11 protein-coding genes are annotated in these 15,528 nt (G+C 73.7%); 4 read left to right on the forward strand and 7 right to left on the reverse strand.

The window, feature by feature from the left end; translation table 11 throughout:
* Positions 1–13 precede the first annotated feature (13 nt).
* The 3 genes from ABZ497_RS13955 to ABZ497_RS13965 all read left to right on the forward strand — a co-directional run bounded on the left by ABZ497_RS13955 (position 14) and on the right by ABZ497_RS13965 (position 3,258).
* Entirely contained in the window at positions 14–1,192 is a 1,179-nt protein-coding gene (locus ABZ497_RS13955) for a low temperature requirement protein A (RefSeq protein ID WP_359804994.1), read from the forward strand.
* A 185-nt stretch (positions 1,193–1,377) separates the two neighbouring features.
* Positions 1,378–2,055: a uracil-DNA glycosylase gene (locus ABZ497_RS13960; RefSeq protein WP_329492109.1), complete on the forward strand. Its 678-nt coding sequence runs from the start codon at positions 1,378–1,380 to the stop codon at positions 2,053–2,055.
* A gap of 78 nt (positions 2,056–2,133) precedes the next feature.
* The gene (locus tag ABZ497_RS13965; RefSeq protein ID WP_359804996.1) at positions 2,134–3,258 is read left to right on the forward strand and encodes a glycoside hydrolase family 6 protein; all 1,125 of its coding nucleotides are present in this window, start codon (positions 2,134–2,136) and stop codon (positions 3,256–3,258) included.
* A gap of 71 nt (positions 3,259–3,329) precedes the next feature.
* Here ABZ497_RS13965 and ABZ497_RS13970 read toward each other — a convergent pair whose 3' ends face one another.
* From ABZ497_RS13970 to ABZ497_RS13995, 6 genes are all read right to left on the reverse strand, one after another.
* Entirely contained in the window at positions 3,330–5,189 is a 1,860-nt protein-coding gene (locus ABZ497_RS13970; protein ID WP_359805080.1) for a galactose oxidase-like domain-containing protein, read from the reverse strand.
* A gap of 155 nt (positions 5,190–5,344) precedes the next feature.
* On the reverse strand, positions 5,345–7,192 hold the full coding sequence (locus tag ABZ497_RS13975; RefSeq protein ID WP_359805082.1) for a cellulose synthase catalytic subunit: 1,848 nt from the start codon (positions 7,190–7,192) through the stop codon (positions 5,345–5,347).
* Positions 7,193–7,762: 570 nt separating this feature from the next.
* The gene (locus tag ABZ497_RS13980; RefSeq protein ID WP_359804998.1) at positions 7,763–8,512 is read right to left on the reverse strand and encodes a 3-oxoacid CoA-transferase subunit B; all 750 of its coding nucleotides are present in this window, start codon (positions 8,510–8,512) and stop codon (positions 7,763–7,765) included.
* A gap of 4 nt (positions 8,513–8,516) precedes the next feature.
* On the reverse strand, positions 8,517–9,278 hold the full coding sequence (locus tag ABZ497_RS13985) for a CoA transferase subunit A (RefSeq protein WP_359804999.1): 762 nt from the start codon (positions 9,276–9,278) through the stop codon (positions 8,517–8,519).
* A gap of 200 nt (positions 9,279–9,478) precedes the next feature.
* The gene (locus tag ABZ497_RS13990; protein ID WP_359805001.1) at positions 9,479–10,762 is read right to left on the reverse strand and encodes a hypothetical protein; all 1,284 of its coding nucleotides are present in this window, start codon (positions 10,760–10,762) and stop codon (positions 9,479–9,481) included.
* Between the two features lie 441 nt (positions 10,763–11,203).
* Positions 11,204–11,800 carry a hypothetical protein gene (locus ABZ497_RS13995; RefSeq protein ID WP_359805003.1) on the reverse strand — a complete coding sequence of 199 codons (597 nt, stop codon included), beginning with the start codon at positions 11,798–11,800 and terminating at the stop codon, positions 11,204–11,206.
* A gap of 496 nt (positions 11,801–12,296) precedes the next feature.
* Here ABZ497_RS13995 and ABZ497_RS14000 point away from each other — a divergent pair, with 496 nt between their 5' ends.
* Entirely contained in the window at positions 12,297–13,400 is a 1,104-nt protein-coding gene (locus ABZ497_RS14000) for an LLM class flavin-dependent oxidoreductase (RefSeq protein WP_359805005.1), read from the forward strand.
* Between the two features lie 64 nt (positions 13,401–13,464).
* Here the strand turns inward: ABZ497_RS14000 and ABZ497_RS14005 are convergent, their stop codons facing one another.
* Positions 13,465–15,522, reverse strand: a complete 2,058-nt coding sequence (locus ABZ497_RS14005; RefSeq protein WP_359805007.1) for an EAL domain-containing protein — start codon at positions 15,520–15,522, stop codon at positions 13,465–13,467.
* Positions 15,523–15,528: the final 6 nt, after the last annotated feature.

Below are 15,528 nucleotides of genomic sequence, written 5' to 3' on the forward strand. Positions count from 1 at the left end.
AGGAGGGGGCGGGATGAGTACGGCGGGGGAGTCCATCGACGAGAAGCGGGTGACCTGGGCGGAGCTCTACTTCGACCTGGTCTTCGTCTTCGCGGTCACGCAGGTCTCCGGCCTGCTGCACCACCACCACGACTGGGGCGGCGTCGCGCGGGCGCTGGTGGTGTTCGTCCCGGTGTACTGGTGCTGGGTGGGCACCACCGTGCAGGCCAACATCCGCGACGTGGACACCCCGAGGGACCGCCTCGGGATCCTCGCCGTCGGCCTGGCCGGCCTCTTCATGGCGCTGGCCGTGCCCGGCGCCTACGAGGGCCGGGGCGTGCTGCTCGGCGCCGGCTACTGGGCGGCCCGGGTGCTGCTGCTGGTGCTGCTGATCCGCGTCCCGGGCGTCTGGCGCGGACCGTACGGGGTGGGCGTGCTGGTCAGCGGGCCGCTGCTGTTCGTGGGCGGGCTGCTCCCGGAGGGGCCGCGGCTGGTGCTCTGGACGCTGGGCGCGCTCTGCGACCTGTCCGGCCCGGTGCTGTTCCGCAACCGGCTGGCCAAGGTGGCGTACCACCCGCAGCACATGCCGGAGCGGTTCGCGCTGTTCCTGCTGGTGGCGCTCGGCGAGTCGATCGTCGGGATCGGCGCCACGGCCGCCGCCGTCCGCCTCGACGCGGCCGAACTGGCCGCGGTGGCGGCGGCGTTCACCATCTCCGCCGGGCTCTGGTGGCAGTACTTCGTCTACGCGGCGGACGCCATGCGGCATGCCGTGACCGTCGCGGACTCCCGCCGGGACGTCATCCGCCGGGTGTTCCAGTACGGCCACCTCGCGCTGGTGGCCGGGGTGATCGCGGTCGCGGTCGGCTTCGGCGAGACGGTGGCCGACCCGCGGCGGGCCCTCGGGGCGGGCTCGGTGGCGCTGCTGTACGGGGGCTGCGGGCTGTACCTGCTGACCTTCGGCTACACCCGGTGGATGATGTTCCGCGCGGTGTCGACCACCCGGATCGTGGCGGCGGCGGTGGTGTTCGCCCTGGTGCCGGTGATGGTGCGGCTGCCGGCGCTCGTCGTCCTGGTGGTGCTGGCGGTGCTGGTGGTGGCGCTGAACGTGGTCGAGCACGTCCGGGTGGCGCGGGCCGCCGCTGCCGCCGCCCCCGCGGTCGGTGACGGGCCGCCCGGTGTCGAGCCGGTGGGTGCGGGCGCCGCGGCGGAGTGAGTTGTCGGTGGAGCTGTGTAGCGTTCGGTGTGGAAGAGGGCGGGCGGCGCAAGCGGCGCGGTACGCCGGAGGTCGGGGCGGTGCGGCGGTGAGCGGCCGTCCGGTGGGAGGTTGATGTCGTGACGGACACGGTCGAGGCAGGCGTGGTCGAGGCAGCCGGGGTCGAAGCAGGGGCGGTCGGCGGGCTGGAGCTGCCGGAGTCCTGGCGCGAGGTGCTGGGCGCCGAGGCGGAGCAGCCGTACTTCGCCGCGCTGGCGGCCTTCGTGGCGGCGGAGCGCGCGGAGCACCAGGTCTTCCCGCCGAGCGGGCAGGAGTTCTCGGCGCTGGAGGCCACGCCCTACGAGAAGGTCCGGGTGCTCGTCCTCGGCCAGGACCCGTACCACGACGACGGCCAGGCGCACGGCATGAGCTTCTCGGTGCTCCCGGGCACCCGGACGCCCCCGTCGCTGCGCAACATCTTCAAGGAGCTGAACGCCGACCTGGGCATCCCCGCCCCGGACAACGGCTACCTGATGCACTGGGCCGAGCAGGGCGTCCTGCTGCTCAACGCGGTGCTCACGGTGCGCGCGCACGAGGCCAACTCGCACAAGGCCAAGGGCTGGGAGAAGTTCACCGACGCGGTGATCAAGGCGGTGAGCGCGCGCGACGAGCCGGTGGTCTTCGTGCTCTGGGGCAACTACGCCAAGAAGAAGCTGCCGCTGATCGACACCACCAAGCACGTCGTGGTCCAGGGCGCCCACCCGTCGCCGCTCTCCGCCAAGCTGTTCTTCGGCAGCCGCCCCTTCTCGCAGATCAACGAGGCGCTGGCCGGCTTCGGCGTCGACCCGATCGACTGGCAGGTGCCGAACCTGAAGCAGGACTGACCGCACGGCGGGCCGGGCGTCGCGCCGGCCCGCCGTCACCGGCCGTTCACCGGCGTCGGCCGGAGGCCGGTACCCGGTGTGCGAAGCTGGGTGCCGACCTGGTCGCCGGACCGGGTCTGGGAGGGGCGGTACGTGCGCCGGGTATGGCGAGGGGCGGGGTTCCGGCTGGCCGTGGGGGCGGCGCTGCTGGGGCTGACGGCAGGGGTGGCGGGCTGCGGCGGCGGGAGTTCGGCCGACCCGCCGGGGAGTGCGGGCACGGGGTCCGCCGCGGCGCCCGCGCCCACCGGTTCCACCACGGCGAGCGCCGGCGCCGGGCCCGTCCAGCTGCCGGGTCAGACGTTCTACGTGTCCGACCGGACGTCCGCGGCCCGGCAGTCGGCCGCGCTGCGCGGTCAGGGCCGGACGGCCGAGGCCGACACCCTCGCCGGGATCGCCTCCCAGCCCTCCTCGCAGTGGCTCGTCGACCAGGCCGCCCCGGGCAGCGTCGAGCAACTGAGCCGCCTGGCCGCCGAGGTGGACCGCACCCCGGTCTTCGTCGCGTACAACATCCCGCACCGGGACTGCGGCCAGTACTCGGCCGGCGGCGCGGCCGACGCCGCCGCCTACCGCTCCTGGATCACCGGCGTCGCCGAGGCGATCGGCGACCGCAAGGCCTGGGTGGTGCTGGAGCCGGACGCCGTCGCGCACACCCTGGACGGCTGCGGGGTCAAGGGCGATACCGCCGCCGAGCGGTACGGCCTGCTGGCCTTCGCCGTACAGGAGTTGAAGAAGCGTCCGCAGGTCCGGGTCTACCTGGACGCGGGGAACCCCGGCTGGGCCCAGGACCCGTCGGCGATGGCCGGGGCGCTGAGCAAGTCCGGCGTCGCCGTGGCGGACGGCTTCGCCGTGAACGTCTCCAATTTCTACAGCACCGACCGCGACGCGGCGTACGGCGCCGAACTCTCCACCGCGCTGGGCGGGAAGCACTTCGTCATCGACACCAGCCGCAACGGCAACGGCCCGCTGAGCAGCGAGGCCTGGTGCAACCCGCCCGGCCGCGCGCTGGGCGAGCCGCCCACCGCCGCCACCGGCCGGCCCGGGGTGGACGCGTACCTGTGGATCAAGAACCCGGGTGAGTCGGACGGCGAGTGCGGCCGCGGCGAGCCCCGGGCGGGCGAGTTCTGGCTGCCGTACGCCTTGGGGCTGGTGCGCGGGGGCGGGTAGCCGGGCGGCCGCGCCGGGTGTTCGGGTGCGAGGGGTGTTCGGGCGCGTCGGGTGGTCGGGGCGCCCGGGGATCAGGCGGTCACCTGGATCCAGCGCGCGACCGAGGGGGTGCCGGCCCGGTCCGTCACGAACAGCATGTACCAGCCGGGCGGCAGCAGATCGGGGTTGCCGGGCAGGGTGAGGGCGACCCCGCCGGCCGAGCGCGTGCCGACGTCCAGGGCCACCGAGCGCTGCTCGACGTCGGTCGCGTGGGTGACCGAACTCGGCCGGACCAGCTTGGCGGTGGCGATGCCCGCCGGGTCCGGGGTGCCCACCGTGAGCGTGGTGCCGAGCTTCGCGCCGGCCGGGGCGTCGGTCACCCGCGGCCGCGCGCCGTGGAACAGGTACGGCGGGGTGTAGATCTCGATCCGCTGCTCGAAGGTGCCCGGTTCGGTGTCGGCCCTGTCCGCGAAGAGCGGGTCGGAGCCGAGGACCACCACCCGGCCGTCGGGCAGCAGCAGCGCCTCCGCGTGGTAGTCGCGTCCGACGGTCGGCTCGGCCGCGGCGCTGAAGGTGTTGGTGTCCGGGTGGTAGACCTGCGACTCGAGCAGGTCGCTGCGGTGCTTGCCGCGGTAGTCGCGGGAGCCGCCGGTGGTGAACACGGTGTCGTTCGGCAGGATCACGCTGTTGAGGTAGCGGGTGCCGCCGGCGGGCAGGTCCGGCCCGGGGGTGAAGGCGGGCTTCGGGGCGGAGAGGTCGGCGATGTCGGTGCGCGCGGTGGAGAGCGGTGACTCGCCGACGCCCCCGCCGCCGAGCACCATCACCTTCTGCGCCTGGGCGGGCGGCAGCAGGACGGAGGACGAGGTCTCGGTGAGCGCGGGGTCGCGCAGTCCCGGGACGGGCTGGAAGCTGTTGTCCCGCAAGTCCCAGAGCCCCGGGTCGCGGCCCTGGTCCGCCGGGCCGTAGCCCGCGTTGGAGCCGGAGTAGAAGAGCTTGCCGGAGGCGGTCAGGAAGATCGACGGGTAGGTCGGGAAGTAGCGGTCGGGCGCCTTCGACCAGGTCTTGCGGGCCGGGTCGTAGATCTCGTTGTCGTTGCCGCCGAGGATCTGCCCGGTGTCGTCCAGCCCGGAGACGGTGACCACCCGCCCGTCGCCCAGCCCGGTGAGCGTCGGGTACCAGCGGGCGTACGCCATGTCGGTGACCTGCTCGTACAGCTCGGTGTCCGGGTTGAACTCGAAGGCGGAGCGGATGCCCTGGAAGTCCTGCTTCTCCAGGGTCAGCCGGTCGGCCATGCCGTAGAGGTTGCGGGCGTCGGCGCCGTCCAGGCCCTTGATCGCGTACTGGGCGGGGGAGTCCTCGACGGACCCGGTGCCCGCCGCCACCGCCTCCACGAACACGTGCTGCTCGCCGGCCTTCACCACCGTCCGGTCGCCGGCGCCGGTCTTCGTCGCGGCCGGGACGGTCACCTCGGCGGTGGACAGGTAGGTGTGGCCGCCGGGGCCGGTGAACACCGTGCCCTCGGGGAAGGTGCGGGCCGCGTCCGGGTTCTCGTTGCGCACCCGCATGGTGCCGGCCGCCTTCTTCACGGCGCCGTCCAGCGCCTCGTAGCGCAGGGTGCCGCCGGCCACCAGCAGCCGGCCGTCGGGCAGTGCGGTGTGGCCGCCGCAGAACATGTCCGCCGGGGTCGGGATCCGCCGGTAGGTGTTGGCGGCGGGGTCCCAGAGCAGGCTCTTGAAGGAGCCCGCGTCGAAGCTGCGCCGGCTGTTCCCGGAGCCGGCGATGATCAGCACCTTGCCGGTGCGCAGCAGGCTGGCGTGGACGGCGTTGATCCGGAACTCGGCCGGGAGGACGACGGTCTGCCAGTGGCCGTACTCGGCCTTGTAGGCCGGGCGGTTGATCACGTACTGGTGGTACTGCTCGTGGGCGAAGCCGAGGACGGCCGGCGCGTTCATCCCGGCCACGGTCAGGGCGACCGTGCTGCCGAGGGCGAAGCGCCTGGTCCGGCCGGCGTTGCGGATCCTCACGGTGGGTGGTCCCTCCTGCTGCGGCGCGACGACGGGCTGGTTCGACGGGCTGGTTCGACGGACCGGGGCTGAGCGGCCGGGTGTCAGCGGCCGGTGGCGGCGGGCGCCGTGGCCTCGGTGCTCTGCGTGCCGGGGGCGGCCCCGGCACGCTCCCCGGCCCGGGGCTGCCGCGGGACCCTCGGGGCGGCGGCGCCGGTGACCGTGAGCGCGGAGATCGGCCGGGCCCGCCTGCGGCGTACCGCGTCGGCGGCCAGCACGAGCATCGGCAGCAGGCTCAGCAGCAGCGCCAGGCAGGCCCAGGTGCGCATGGCGAGGTGGTCGTGGCCGGTGAAGAACGAGGCCGTGACCGCCCCGCCGAACACCAGCGCCCAGAACAGGTGGACGCGGAACGTCGCCACCCGGTCGGGGCTGGCCGAGTGGCCCTTCGGCGTCACCACGAACCGGCTGCGCCGGCGGAGCAGGGCCTGGAGGAGCGAGGCCGCGTAGATCGGCCCGCACAGCGCCGACATCACCATGCCCGCCACCCCGGACGACCCGGCCGGCTCGTGCGGGCTGACGTTGTGCTTGCGGTTCCAGGTGTAGAGCAGCACCTGGAGGGCGGCCGCGTCGCTGTAGAGCATCATCCAGATCTCCGAGGAGACGTGGACCCCGGAGGCGCCGAAGCCCAGGTAGAGCACGCTCGACACCCCGCCGAGCAGCCAGGTCAGCGCCGCCATCGGGTAGAAGCAGACCATCAGCGTGTAGTTGAGCAGCCGGCCGGGCGTCAGCCGCCAGGCGGCCCGCCAGTACTGGGTCAGGAGCGTTTCGTAGGTGCCCCGGCTCCAGCGGAGCTGCTGGGAGAAGAAGTCCGTCCAGGAGGAGGGGCCCTCGCCGACCGCCAGGACGTCCGGGGTGTAGACCGACCGCCAGCGCGCCCCGGTGGCCGGGTTGCGGCGGCGGTGGAACTCCAGCCCGGTCGCCATGTCCTCGGTGATCGAGTCGGACAGCCCGCCGATCGACCGCAGCGCGCCGATCCGCACCGCGTTGTTGGTGCCGACGAACATCGGCGCGCCGTAACGGTTGCCCGCCCGCTGGATCAGCGCGTGGAACAGGAACTGCTGGCTCTCGGAGAACCGGGTGACCGCCGAACCCGAGCTGCGGTAGTTCCCGTACACCTGCGGGCCGACCACGAACGCCACGTCCTCGTCCCGGAAGAACCCCAGCATCCGCTCGCCGAACTCGGGGAGCGGGACGTGGTCGGTGTCCACCGAGAGCCAGAAGTCGTAGGCGGCGCCGTGGGCCTGGAGCCAGCTGTTGTAGTTGCCGTGCTTGCTCCCGGCGCGGAACCGCCCCTCGGGCCGGTTCCACGGCCCGATCCCGCGCCGGCTGAAGTGCCGCACGCCCAGGTGGGCGCAGAGCGCGCGCATCGCGGGATCGTTCCCCTCGTCGAGCAGCCAGACGTCGTACGGTCCGTCGTGCCGGACGGCGAGCGCGGCGACCAGTGTGGTGCGCACCAGCTCCGGCGGCTCCTTGCCCGGTACGCAGGTGGTGAGGAACGCGACCCGGGTGCCCGGTTCGGGCGTGACCGGCACGGGGTCGCGGGCGACCAGCGTGGCGTGGGTGTTGGAGACGACGTTGACCAGGCGGAACAGCTCGACGACCGCGATGATCGTGACCATCGCCTTGTCGGCGATCAGCAGCCAGGCGTGCGTCTCGCCCGGCCGGACCGGCCAGTGGCCGGGGAGCAGCAGCCAGACCAGCAGCACCGACTCGACCGCCGGGGCGGCCAGCAGGAGCAGCGCGGCCCGGATCCGGTGCGGCTCCCGGCGCAGCAGGCTCCGGTAGCGGACGCGGTAGGGGCCGGGGGTGTCGCCGCCGTCGCCCGGGGTGGTGGCCGGACCGGCGAGCCGGCTGAAGTGGGCGTAGTCGTACGGGGCTTCGGGGACGGCCAGGGAAGCACCGGGCGCGCTCTCCTCGCGCGGGCGCCGCGAGAACTGCTTGACCAACTGTGGCTCCCCCCGTGGCCGGCCGCTCGGGCCGGCTCGATCGTGCGTGCTCCGACCGGAGGTGTGCGATCCGATGCCCAGTGGCTGTGCCTGGGCGTCCTGGAAGGCCGCTCCCCCGGAGCCTGGCCTTCGAAGCGGGGCGCCGCCCGGGCGACTGCGGTGTCGCCTGGCGGATCCCGGGCGGATCCCGGGCGGCATCGGTGAAACGTGTACGACCGATCATCGCGCGCGGTCGTCCGGCCACTTCGAAGGCGGGGTCCCGGCGCGCTCTCCGGACTCCCTTCCGGGTGCGCGGGACCTTCTGGCTGCCCCAACTCTCCCGGAGGGTTGACGTGATCGCAACCAGTCCTCGAAACGATCATCGCGCGGGGGTGAGGATATGACGATTCCCGGCCATGCGGCCCGAGTTGGTGTGACGAGGGGATGATTCCTGCCTCGCGTACGCGGGCCGGTCTGACGGAGGAGCGGAGGCCGGACCGCCGTACGGGTGGTCCGGCCTCCGTGCGGGTCCCTCGGTCAGGACGGCGGCAGCAGGGCCGTGCCGGTCGCGGCGCGGACCTCGTCGAACGAGACGCCCGGCGCCGTCTCGACCAGGCGCAGCCCGCCGGGCGTGACGTCGACGACGGCCAGGTCGGTGACGATCCGGTCGACGACACCCCGCCCGGTGGCCGGGAGCGAGAGCTCCTCGACGATCTTCGGCGAACCGTCCCGGGCGGTGTGCTCCATGACCACGATCAGCCGGCGGGCGCCGTGCACGAGATCCATCGCCCCGCCCATGCCCTTGACCATCTTGCCCGGGATCATCCAGTTGGCGAGATCGCCGGCGGCCGAGACCTGCATCGCGCCGAGCACCGAGACGTCGATCCGACCGGACCGGACCATGCCGAAGGAGAACGCCGAATCGAAGTACGAGGCGCCGGCGGTGACGGTCACGGTCTCCTTGCCCGCGTTGATCAGATCGGGGTCCTCGGTGCCCTCCAGGGGGTACGGGCCGACGCCGAGGACGCCGTTCTCCGAATGCAGCACCACCCGCACGCCCGGGGGGAGGTGACCGGGGATCAGGGTCGGCAGGCCGATCCCCAGGTTCACGTACTGGCCGTCCCGGAGCTCCCGCGCGGCCCGCGCGGCGAGCGCGTTCCGGGCCTCGGCAGCGCTCCGGGCGTCCGCGTCGGAAGCGCTCCGGGCGTCCGGGGCGTTCCGGGATTCGGGCGCCCGGCCCGGGGCGGCGACGGACCGCGGGGCGGCGGCGAAGGTCTCGGCGGTCATCGGCTCAGGCCTCCTGGAGCGCGGTGCGGACGGTGCGGCGCTCGACGCGGCGGTCGGCGGGATCGGCGAGGACCAGGCGGTCGACGTACACCCCGGGCAGGTGGACGGCGTCCGGATCCAGCACGCCCGGTTCGACGATCCGGTCGGCCTCGACCAGCGTGGTCCGGCCGGCCGTGGCGCAGAGCGGGTTGAAGTTGCGGGCGGCGGCGTGGAACACGCAGTTGCCGTGCCGGTCCGCGACCTCGGCGCGGACCAGCGCGAAGTCGGCGGTGACGGCCTCCTCCAGCAGGTAGCGGCGCCCGCCGAACTCCCTGACCTCCTTCGGCGGCGAGGCCAGCGCCACCGAACCGTCCGCGCCGTAGCGCCAGGGCAGCCCGCCCTCCTCGACCTGGGTGCCGACCCCGGCCGGGGTGAAGAACGCGGGGATGCCCGCGCCCCCGGCGCGCAGCCGTTCGGCGAGGGTGCCCTGCGGGGTCAGCTCCACCTCCAGCTCGCCGGAGAGGTACTGCCGGGCGAACTCCTTGTTCTCCCCGACGTAGGAGGAGGTCATCCGGGCGATCCGGCCGGCCCGCAGCAGCAGGCCGAGCCCCCAGTCGTCCACCCCGCAGTTGTTGGAGACGACGTGCAGGCCGGTGGCGCGGGTGGCGGCCAGGGCGCCGATCAGGGTGCTGGGGATGCCGCAGAGGCCGAAGCCGCCGACGGCCAGCACCGCTCCGTCGGGGATGTCCCCGACCGCTTCGGCGGCGGAGTCCAGGACCTTGTCCACAGGGTCACCTCGTGAGGGGGGAGGGGGCGGAGGAACGCCCCACCACCGTCCCCGAGCGCGGGGCACGGCGACCATGTCGCCCGGCCCCACGCCGGTGCGCGGACACATGGCCGGCGCCCACACCCGGCACGCCCGCGCCCCGGGCGTCCGCTTACCGCGCCCGCGCCCCGGGTGCCCGCCCGCCGCGCCTCAGGAGCCGGTCACCCGGCGGCGCCGAGGAAGGTCCCCCACCCGCCGGCCGGGGCCTGCCCGACGTTCAGCGAACGCAGCTTGCGGATGGTGGACTGGTCCTGGACCTCCAGCCATTCGACCAGCTGGCGGAAGGAGACCAGCCGGACCTCCGGCTTGCCGGCGATGGTCTTGAGCGTCTCCTCGACGGCGTCCATGTAGATCCCGCCGTTCCACTGCTCGAAGTGGTTGCCGATGAAGAAGGGCGCGCGGTTGCCGTTGTAGGCCCGGTCGAACCCGGCCAGGTAGGAGTCCCGGGCCTGGGAGCGCCAGTCGTCGTACTTCGCCGGGTCGCCCTTGGTGCTGCCGGCCGACTGGTTGGCGAGGATGTTGTAGTCCATCGAGAGCACCTGGAACGAGTGCCCGGGGAACGGGATGCTCTGCAGCGGGAAGTCCCAGACCTTGCCGTCCTGCACCTTCTGCGGCCATATCTGGAGGCCGCCTGAGGAGCTGGCGTCGTACTTCCACCCGAGGGCGGCCGCGGTCGGCAGCAGGGCCTTCTGCCCCTCCAGGCACGGGGTCCGCCCGCCGATGAGCTCCTTCTTGTAGTCGAAGGGGAGCGGGTCGACGTCGGTGAACCCGGTGTTGGTGCGCCACTGGGTCACGAAGGAGACCGCCTGGTCGATCTCGCTCTGCCAGTCCTCGGGCGTCCACTTGTTGACGCCGTTGCCGTCCGAACGGCTCGAGCAGAAGTGCCCGTTGAAGTGGGTGCCGATCTCGTGGCCGGCCAGCCAGGCCTGGCTGATCAGCTTGATCGTGCTCTTCACCGCCCCGTCCGAGAGGTACGGGATGTCGGACGCGCCGACCGAGTGCTTCGGCGGGTGGTACAGCTCGGCCTTGCCCTTGGGGAGGGTGTAGATCCCGGAGAGGAAGAAGGTCATGGCGGCCTTGTGTTCCTCGGCCAGCTTGAGGAAGCGGGGGAACTGGTTGTCGTCGGTGCCGCCGGCGCCGTCCCAGGAGAAGACCACGAACTGCGGCGGCCGCTCACCGGGCTTGAGCTTCTCCGGCTTGGGCTGGTTCGGCTGGGGGCCGGTGTCGGACGTGGAGCCGTCCCCGATCGGCGTGCCCTTGGCGCCCCCCTTGCTCGGCGTACCGGTCACCGCCGGCCCGCCGGTGCCGGTGCCGGTTCCGGCGCCGCCGGGGGCGGAGGAACTCGATCCTGAACCCGATCCGCTGCTGGAACACGCCGCCGCCGCCCCGAGCGCGACGGTCGCGGCGGTGGCGCTGAGCACGGTCCTGCGCGAGATGCTGGTCATGGTCTCCCCTGGGTGCCGCCGGCCGGGCCGAAGGGCGCCAGTGGGCCGCACCGGTCATATCGGGTAATTGATATGTAATACGCCGTTAGCATGGCATGTGGACGCGGAAGGCATCAAGGAAGAAGAAGTCCCCGAGGTCCAACAACAGCCAACACGCCTACCCGGCATCGACCGGCTGCAACGGCCGGCCTTCTGTTGCGGTCCTGTGACGTTTTGCACGCTCTTGGGGGATCGGCTCCCGGCGGGGCCGGGCGGGCGGTCCTCCGCGCGCTGTACCGGAACCGCGAACTCCGGTACGCCGCGGGGCCAGCGCCGCAGGGGCGGAGGCCGGAGTGAGAGTTGGGGCGGAGGCTGCACGGGCGCGGCACCGCGCGTCGACGACGCTGCGGTGCCGTAGGAGCCCTCGACGCGGTTCCGCGCCCACGCCGGTGCGGCGCGGCGTCAGGTGATGACGAGCCGGCGGTTGCGCCGCACGATCCGGGCGATCGCGGTGCTGATCACGGTCGCGGCGGCGCAGGAGACCGCGAGGCTCAGCCAGGCGGTGTCGAACCAGTGGCTGTTGAGCCAGCCCAGCGTGACGATGTAGGCGGCCCAGACCAGGGCGGCCAGGGCAGACCAGCGCAGGAAGCGGTGCGGCTCGGCGGGGGAGTGCCCGATGGCCAGGTCCAGCACGGTCCGGCCGGCCGGCACGAACCGGGCGACCACCACCATGGCGGCCGCGGCCCCGGTGGTGCGCCCGTCCAGCGCCTGCTGGACCCGGGCCACGCTGGCCGCCAGCTGCGGCCGGTGTTCGAGCCGTCGCTGCAGCGAGGGGGCGCCCCGGCGGGCCAGCCGGAGCAGCAGGAGGTCTCCCAGGAAGGAGGCGATCGCCACCCCGAACCCCAGTACCACCGGAGCGCCGTCTATCTGGGCCGTCTTGAGCACGGCCAGGATGACCAGCGTCCCGCTGGGGATGAAGGGGAGAAAGGCGTCGCCGAGTACGGCGCAGAGAGCCAGGGCGCAGATCCATGAGGATCCGATCACCGTCGCGATGTCCAAGTCAGGTACTCCCTCCAGGCTGCCCGGGGGAGCAGATGGCTGCAGGGGACAACGCTAGCGCCTCGACTTTTCATGCCATGAAGCACCCCGGCTGTGCTCGGCCTCACACGACGCGAGCCCCTGGAGCGGGGTGCCGTTCCAGGGGCTCGCGGGGATCGATCGGTGCTGGTCCAGCCCGACGACCTTGCAGGTGGGAGTGGATCCCGTTGGGTGATCCGCTCTGCGTCCTAGCCTGCCGGACGCCGCCCGCCCGTCGCGAGCCCTGCGGCTGGCGACTTCCCGCGCTGGCGTGAAGTCGCCACACGTGTTCGCGCGCTGGCTCTGAGTCAGCCGAACGGTCGGTAGGCGGGTGGTCGCACGGTGGAGCCGGAGAGCGGGAACACCCGGCCCGGCGGCGTGGTTGACCCCCCTTGGCAGTGGCGGGGCCGCGGACGAGGTGCGCGGCCGTTCCAGACGCCACACGGACACCGGCAGGACGGCCAGGAGGGCGGACGGCATGACCACCGACGACCAGCAGGAGCGCGGGCCCGGACCGCGGAGCCACCCGGCGATCCGGGGCACCGCCCGGGGCTCGGCGCCCGCGCCGCTCTCCATCCTGGACCTGGCCACCGTGGGCGCCGGCTACACCCCGGCCGAGGCGCTGGCCTCGACCACGGCCCTGGCCCGCAGCGCCGAGGAGTGGGGCTACCACCGGTTCTGGGTCGCCGAGCACCACGGCATGCCGGGCGTCGCCAGCTCGACGCCCGCCGTCCTGCTCGCCCACCTCGGGGCCCACACCACGACGCTGCGGCTCGGGTCCGGGGGCGTGATGCTGCCCAACCACGCGCCGCTGGGGATCGCGGAGCAGTTCGGCCTCCTGGAGGCGCTGCACCCCGGCCGGATCGACCTCGGGCTCGGCCGCGCCCCCGGCACCGACCCCGCGACCGCCCGGGCGCTGCGGCGCGGCCTCGCCGAGGGGGCCGACGACTTCCCCCAGCAGCTCTCCGAGCTGACCCACTTCCTCGACGGCGACTTCCCGGACGGCCACCCCTACGCCCGGCTCGCGGCCGTTCCCCGGAGTGCCGGCCGGCCGCCGATCTGGCTGCTCGGCTCCTCCGGCTTCAGCGCCCAGCTGGCCGGCCGGCTCGGTCTGCCGTTCGCCTTCGCCCACCACTTCAGCAGCACCAACACCATCCCGGCCCTCGACCTCTACCGGTCGTCCTTCCGCCCCTCGGCCGTGCTCGCCGAGCCGTACGCGCTGATCGGGGTGAACGCGGTCGCGGCCGACGACCGGGAGGCCGCCCGCAGGCTCGCGCGCTCCTCGGCGCTCGGCATGCTGCGCCTGCGCCGGGGGAACCCGGGCCCGATCCCCACCCCCGAGGAGGCGGAGAGCTACCCGTACAGCCCGGTGGAGGCCGACTTCGTGGACGACTGGCTGGGCAACGTCGTCCTCGGCTCGCCGGGCGAGGTCGCCGACGGGCTGGAGTCGCTGCGCAAGCGGACGGGGGTGGACGAGCTGATGGTCACCTCGCACATCCACGGCCACGAGGCCAGGCACCGCTCGTACGGGCTGATCGCCCGGGCCTACGGGCTCACCGGCGAGGCGGCCGCCGGCGCCTGAGCCCGCCGGCGGGTCCGGTTCCCGGCCCGGCCGGCCCCCGACCAGGGGCGCGGCCGGGCCGTTGTCATGACGTGGCCGGCCGCGGGCGGCGCTCGCGGAGTATCGCGGCGACGTGCTCCGCCTCCCCGGGCTTGGCGAAGTACCAGCCCTGCGCGGTGTCGCAACCGGTGAGTCGCAGCCGTTCGGCCTGCGCCGCGCTCTCGATCCCCTCGGCGGTCACGGTCAGCCCGAGCGTGTGGGCCAACTGCACCATGGCGCCGACGATCTGCTCGTCGGCGTCGCTCCGGCGCGAGCCGGCCCCGGGGCGGCCGGTGCGGCCGGCCGGGTCCGGGTCGCGGAAGCCCTCGATGAAGGTGCCGTCCAGTTTCAGGACGTGCACCGGCAGCCGGGAGAGGTAGGCGAGGTTGGAGTAGCCGGTGCCGAAGTCGTCGATGGCGATCCGGACGCCCATGTCGGCGAGGGCCTGCAGGGACTGCAGCGGCCGCCCGCCGGGGCCGAGCAACGCGCTCTCGGTGATCTCCAGTTGCAGGAGCCGGGCCGGCAGGCCGGAGCTCTCCAGGGCCCGGGCCACGTCGGCGACCACGTCGGAGTCCCAGATCTGACGGGCGGCCAGGTTGACGCTCACGAAGGTCTCGTTGTCCGGGAACTCCGTGAGCCAGCGCCGGGCTTGGCGGCAGGACTCCTCCAGCACCCAGGTGCCCAGCGGCACGATCGCGCCGGACTCCTCGGCGAGCGGGATGAAGCGGTCGGGCGAGAGCGTCCCGTAGCGCGGGTGGCGCCAGCGGACCAGGGCCTCGGCACCGTGCACGGCGCCGTCGGCGAGGCCGACGAGCGGCTGGTACTCGACGGTGAACTCGCCGCGCTCCAGGGCCGGACGGAGCGCGGTGGCGAGCAGCTGACGGGTCAGCTGGTGGGCGCCCCGGTCCGGGTCGTAGAGGGTCCAGCGGGCCCGGCCGTCGGCCTTCGACCAGTACAGCGTGGAGTCGGCGTCCTTGACCAGGTCGGCGGGCGTGGTCTCGTGCACCGACCGTTCGACGACGCCGACGCTGGCGGTGACCGCCAGCCGGTGCCCGGACACGTCGAAGGGGCGTTCCAGCGCTTCGAGGAGCCGGGCGGCCAGTTCGGTGAGCTGCTCGCTGCCCCGGCTGTCGGCCACCAGGACGGCGAACTCGTCGCCGCCCATCCGGGCGACCAGGTGGGAGCTGTGGTCGGAGACGCCGTGCCGGAGCCGGGCGGCGACCGCGATCAGCAACTGGTCGCCGATGTGGTGACCGAGGGTCTCGTTGATCGCGGCGAAGCCGTCGAGGTCCAGGTAGCAGACCCCGACCCGGCGGCCGGCCGGCCGGTCCGCCGCCGTCTCCGCGGTCTCCGGCGCGGTCGCGGTGATCCCGGCCGTGAGGCAGGCCGCGTCGAGCCGGTCGAAGAAGAAGGTCCGGTTGGGGAGCCGGGTCAGCGGGTCGTGCAGCGCCTGGTACTCCAGGCGGTCGCCGAGCCGGCGCTGTTCGGTGATGTCCTCGACCATGGCGAGCGTGTACTGCGGGTTGCCGGCGCCGTCCCGGATCAGGGAGATGGTCACCTTGCTCCACACCGTGCGGCCCTCGCGGTGCTTGAGCTGCTTCTCCACCCGGACGCGTTCGCGGTCGCCGCGGACCAGCTCGGGGAAGAGCCGGTCGGGCATGCCCTCCGGGTCGATGATGTCGTGGATGTGGGTGCGGACCAGGTCGACGACCCCGCAGCCGACCAGGGTGGCGAAGGCCGGGTTGACCTCGATGATGCGGTCGTCGGGGTCGAGCAGCGCCATGCCGATCCCGGCGTCGCAGAAGGCGGCCCGGAACCGGGACTCGCTGGCGCTCAGCGCGGCCAGCAGGCGGTCGGTGCTCCCGGGCGTGGGAGCGGGGGCGGGACCGGCCGGGTCGGCGGGCCGGTGCGTTCCGTCGGCGAGCGGGGCCGAGCAGGTGGGACAGCGGGCGGCGCCCGCCGCATCGTCGGCCCCCGGCCCCCGTCCTGACCCCGCGTCGGACGCGCCGTCCGACGGGGCACCGGGTGCCCCGTCGGTGCCCCGGGCCGGGCGGAGGTTCGGAAAGGTGAGGTGGTGGTGCTGGTGCGGTTGTTCGTGCCGCACGCTTGG

The sequence above is a fragment of the Kitasatospora sp. NPDC005751 genome (assembly GCF_040630835.1).
GTDB lineage: Bacteria > Actinomycetota > Actinomycetes > Streptomycetales > Streptomycetaceae > Kitasatospora.

Excerpts from the sequence above, each read along its gene's own strand:
- ABZ497_RS13990 (WP_359805001.1), bottom strand. The coding sequence starts at position 10,762 with ATGACCAGCATCTCGCGCAGGACCGTGCTCAGCGCCACCGCCGCGACC.
- ABZ497_RS13955 (WP_359804994.1), top strand. The coding sequence starts at position 14 with ATGAGTACGGCGGGGGAGTCCATCGACGAGAAGCGGGTGACCTGGGCG.
- ABZ497_RS14000 (WP_359805005.1), top strand. The coding sequence starts at position 12,297 with ATGACCACCGACGACCAGCAGGAGCGCGGGCCCGGACCGCGGAGCCAC.
- ABZ497_RS13970 (WP_359805080.1), bottom strand. The coding sequence starts at position 5,189 with ATGAACGCGCCGGCCGTCCTCGGCTTCGCCCACGAGCAGTACCACCAG.
- ABZ497_RS13980 (WP_359804998.1), bottom strand. The coding sequence starts at position 8,512 with ATGACCGCCGAGACCTTCGCCGCCGCCCCGCGGTCCGTCGCCGCCCCG.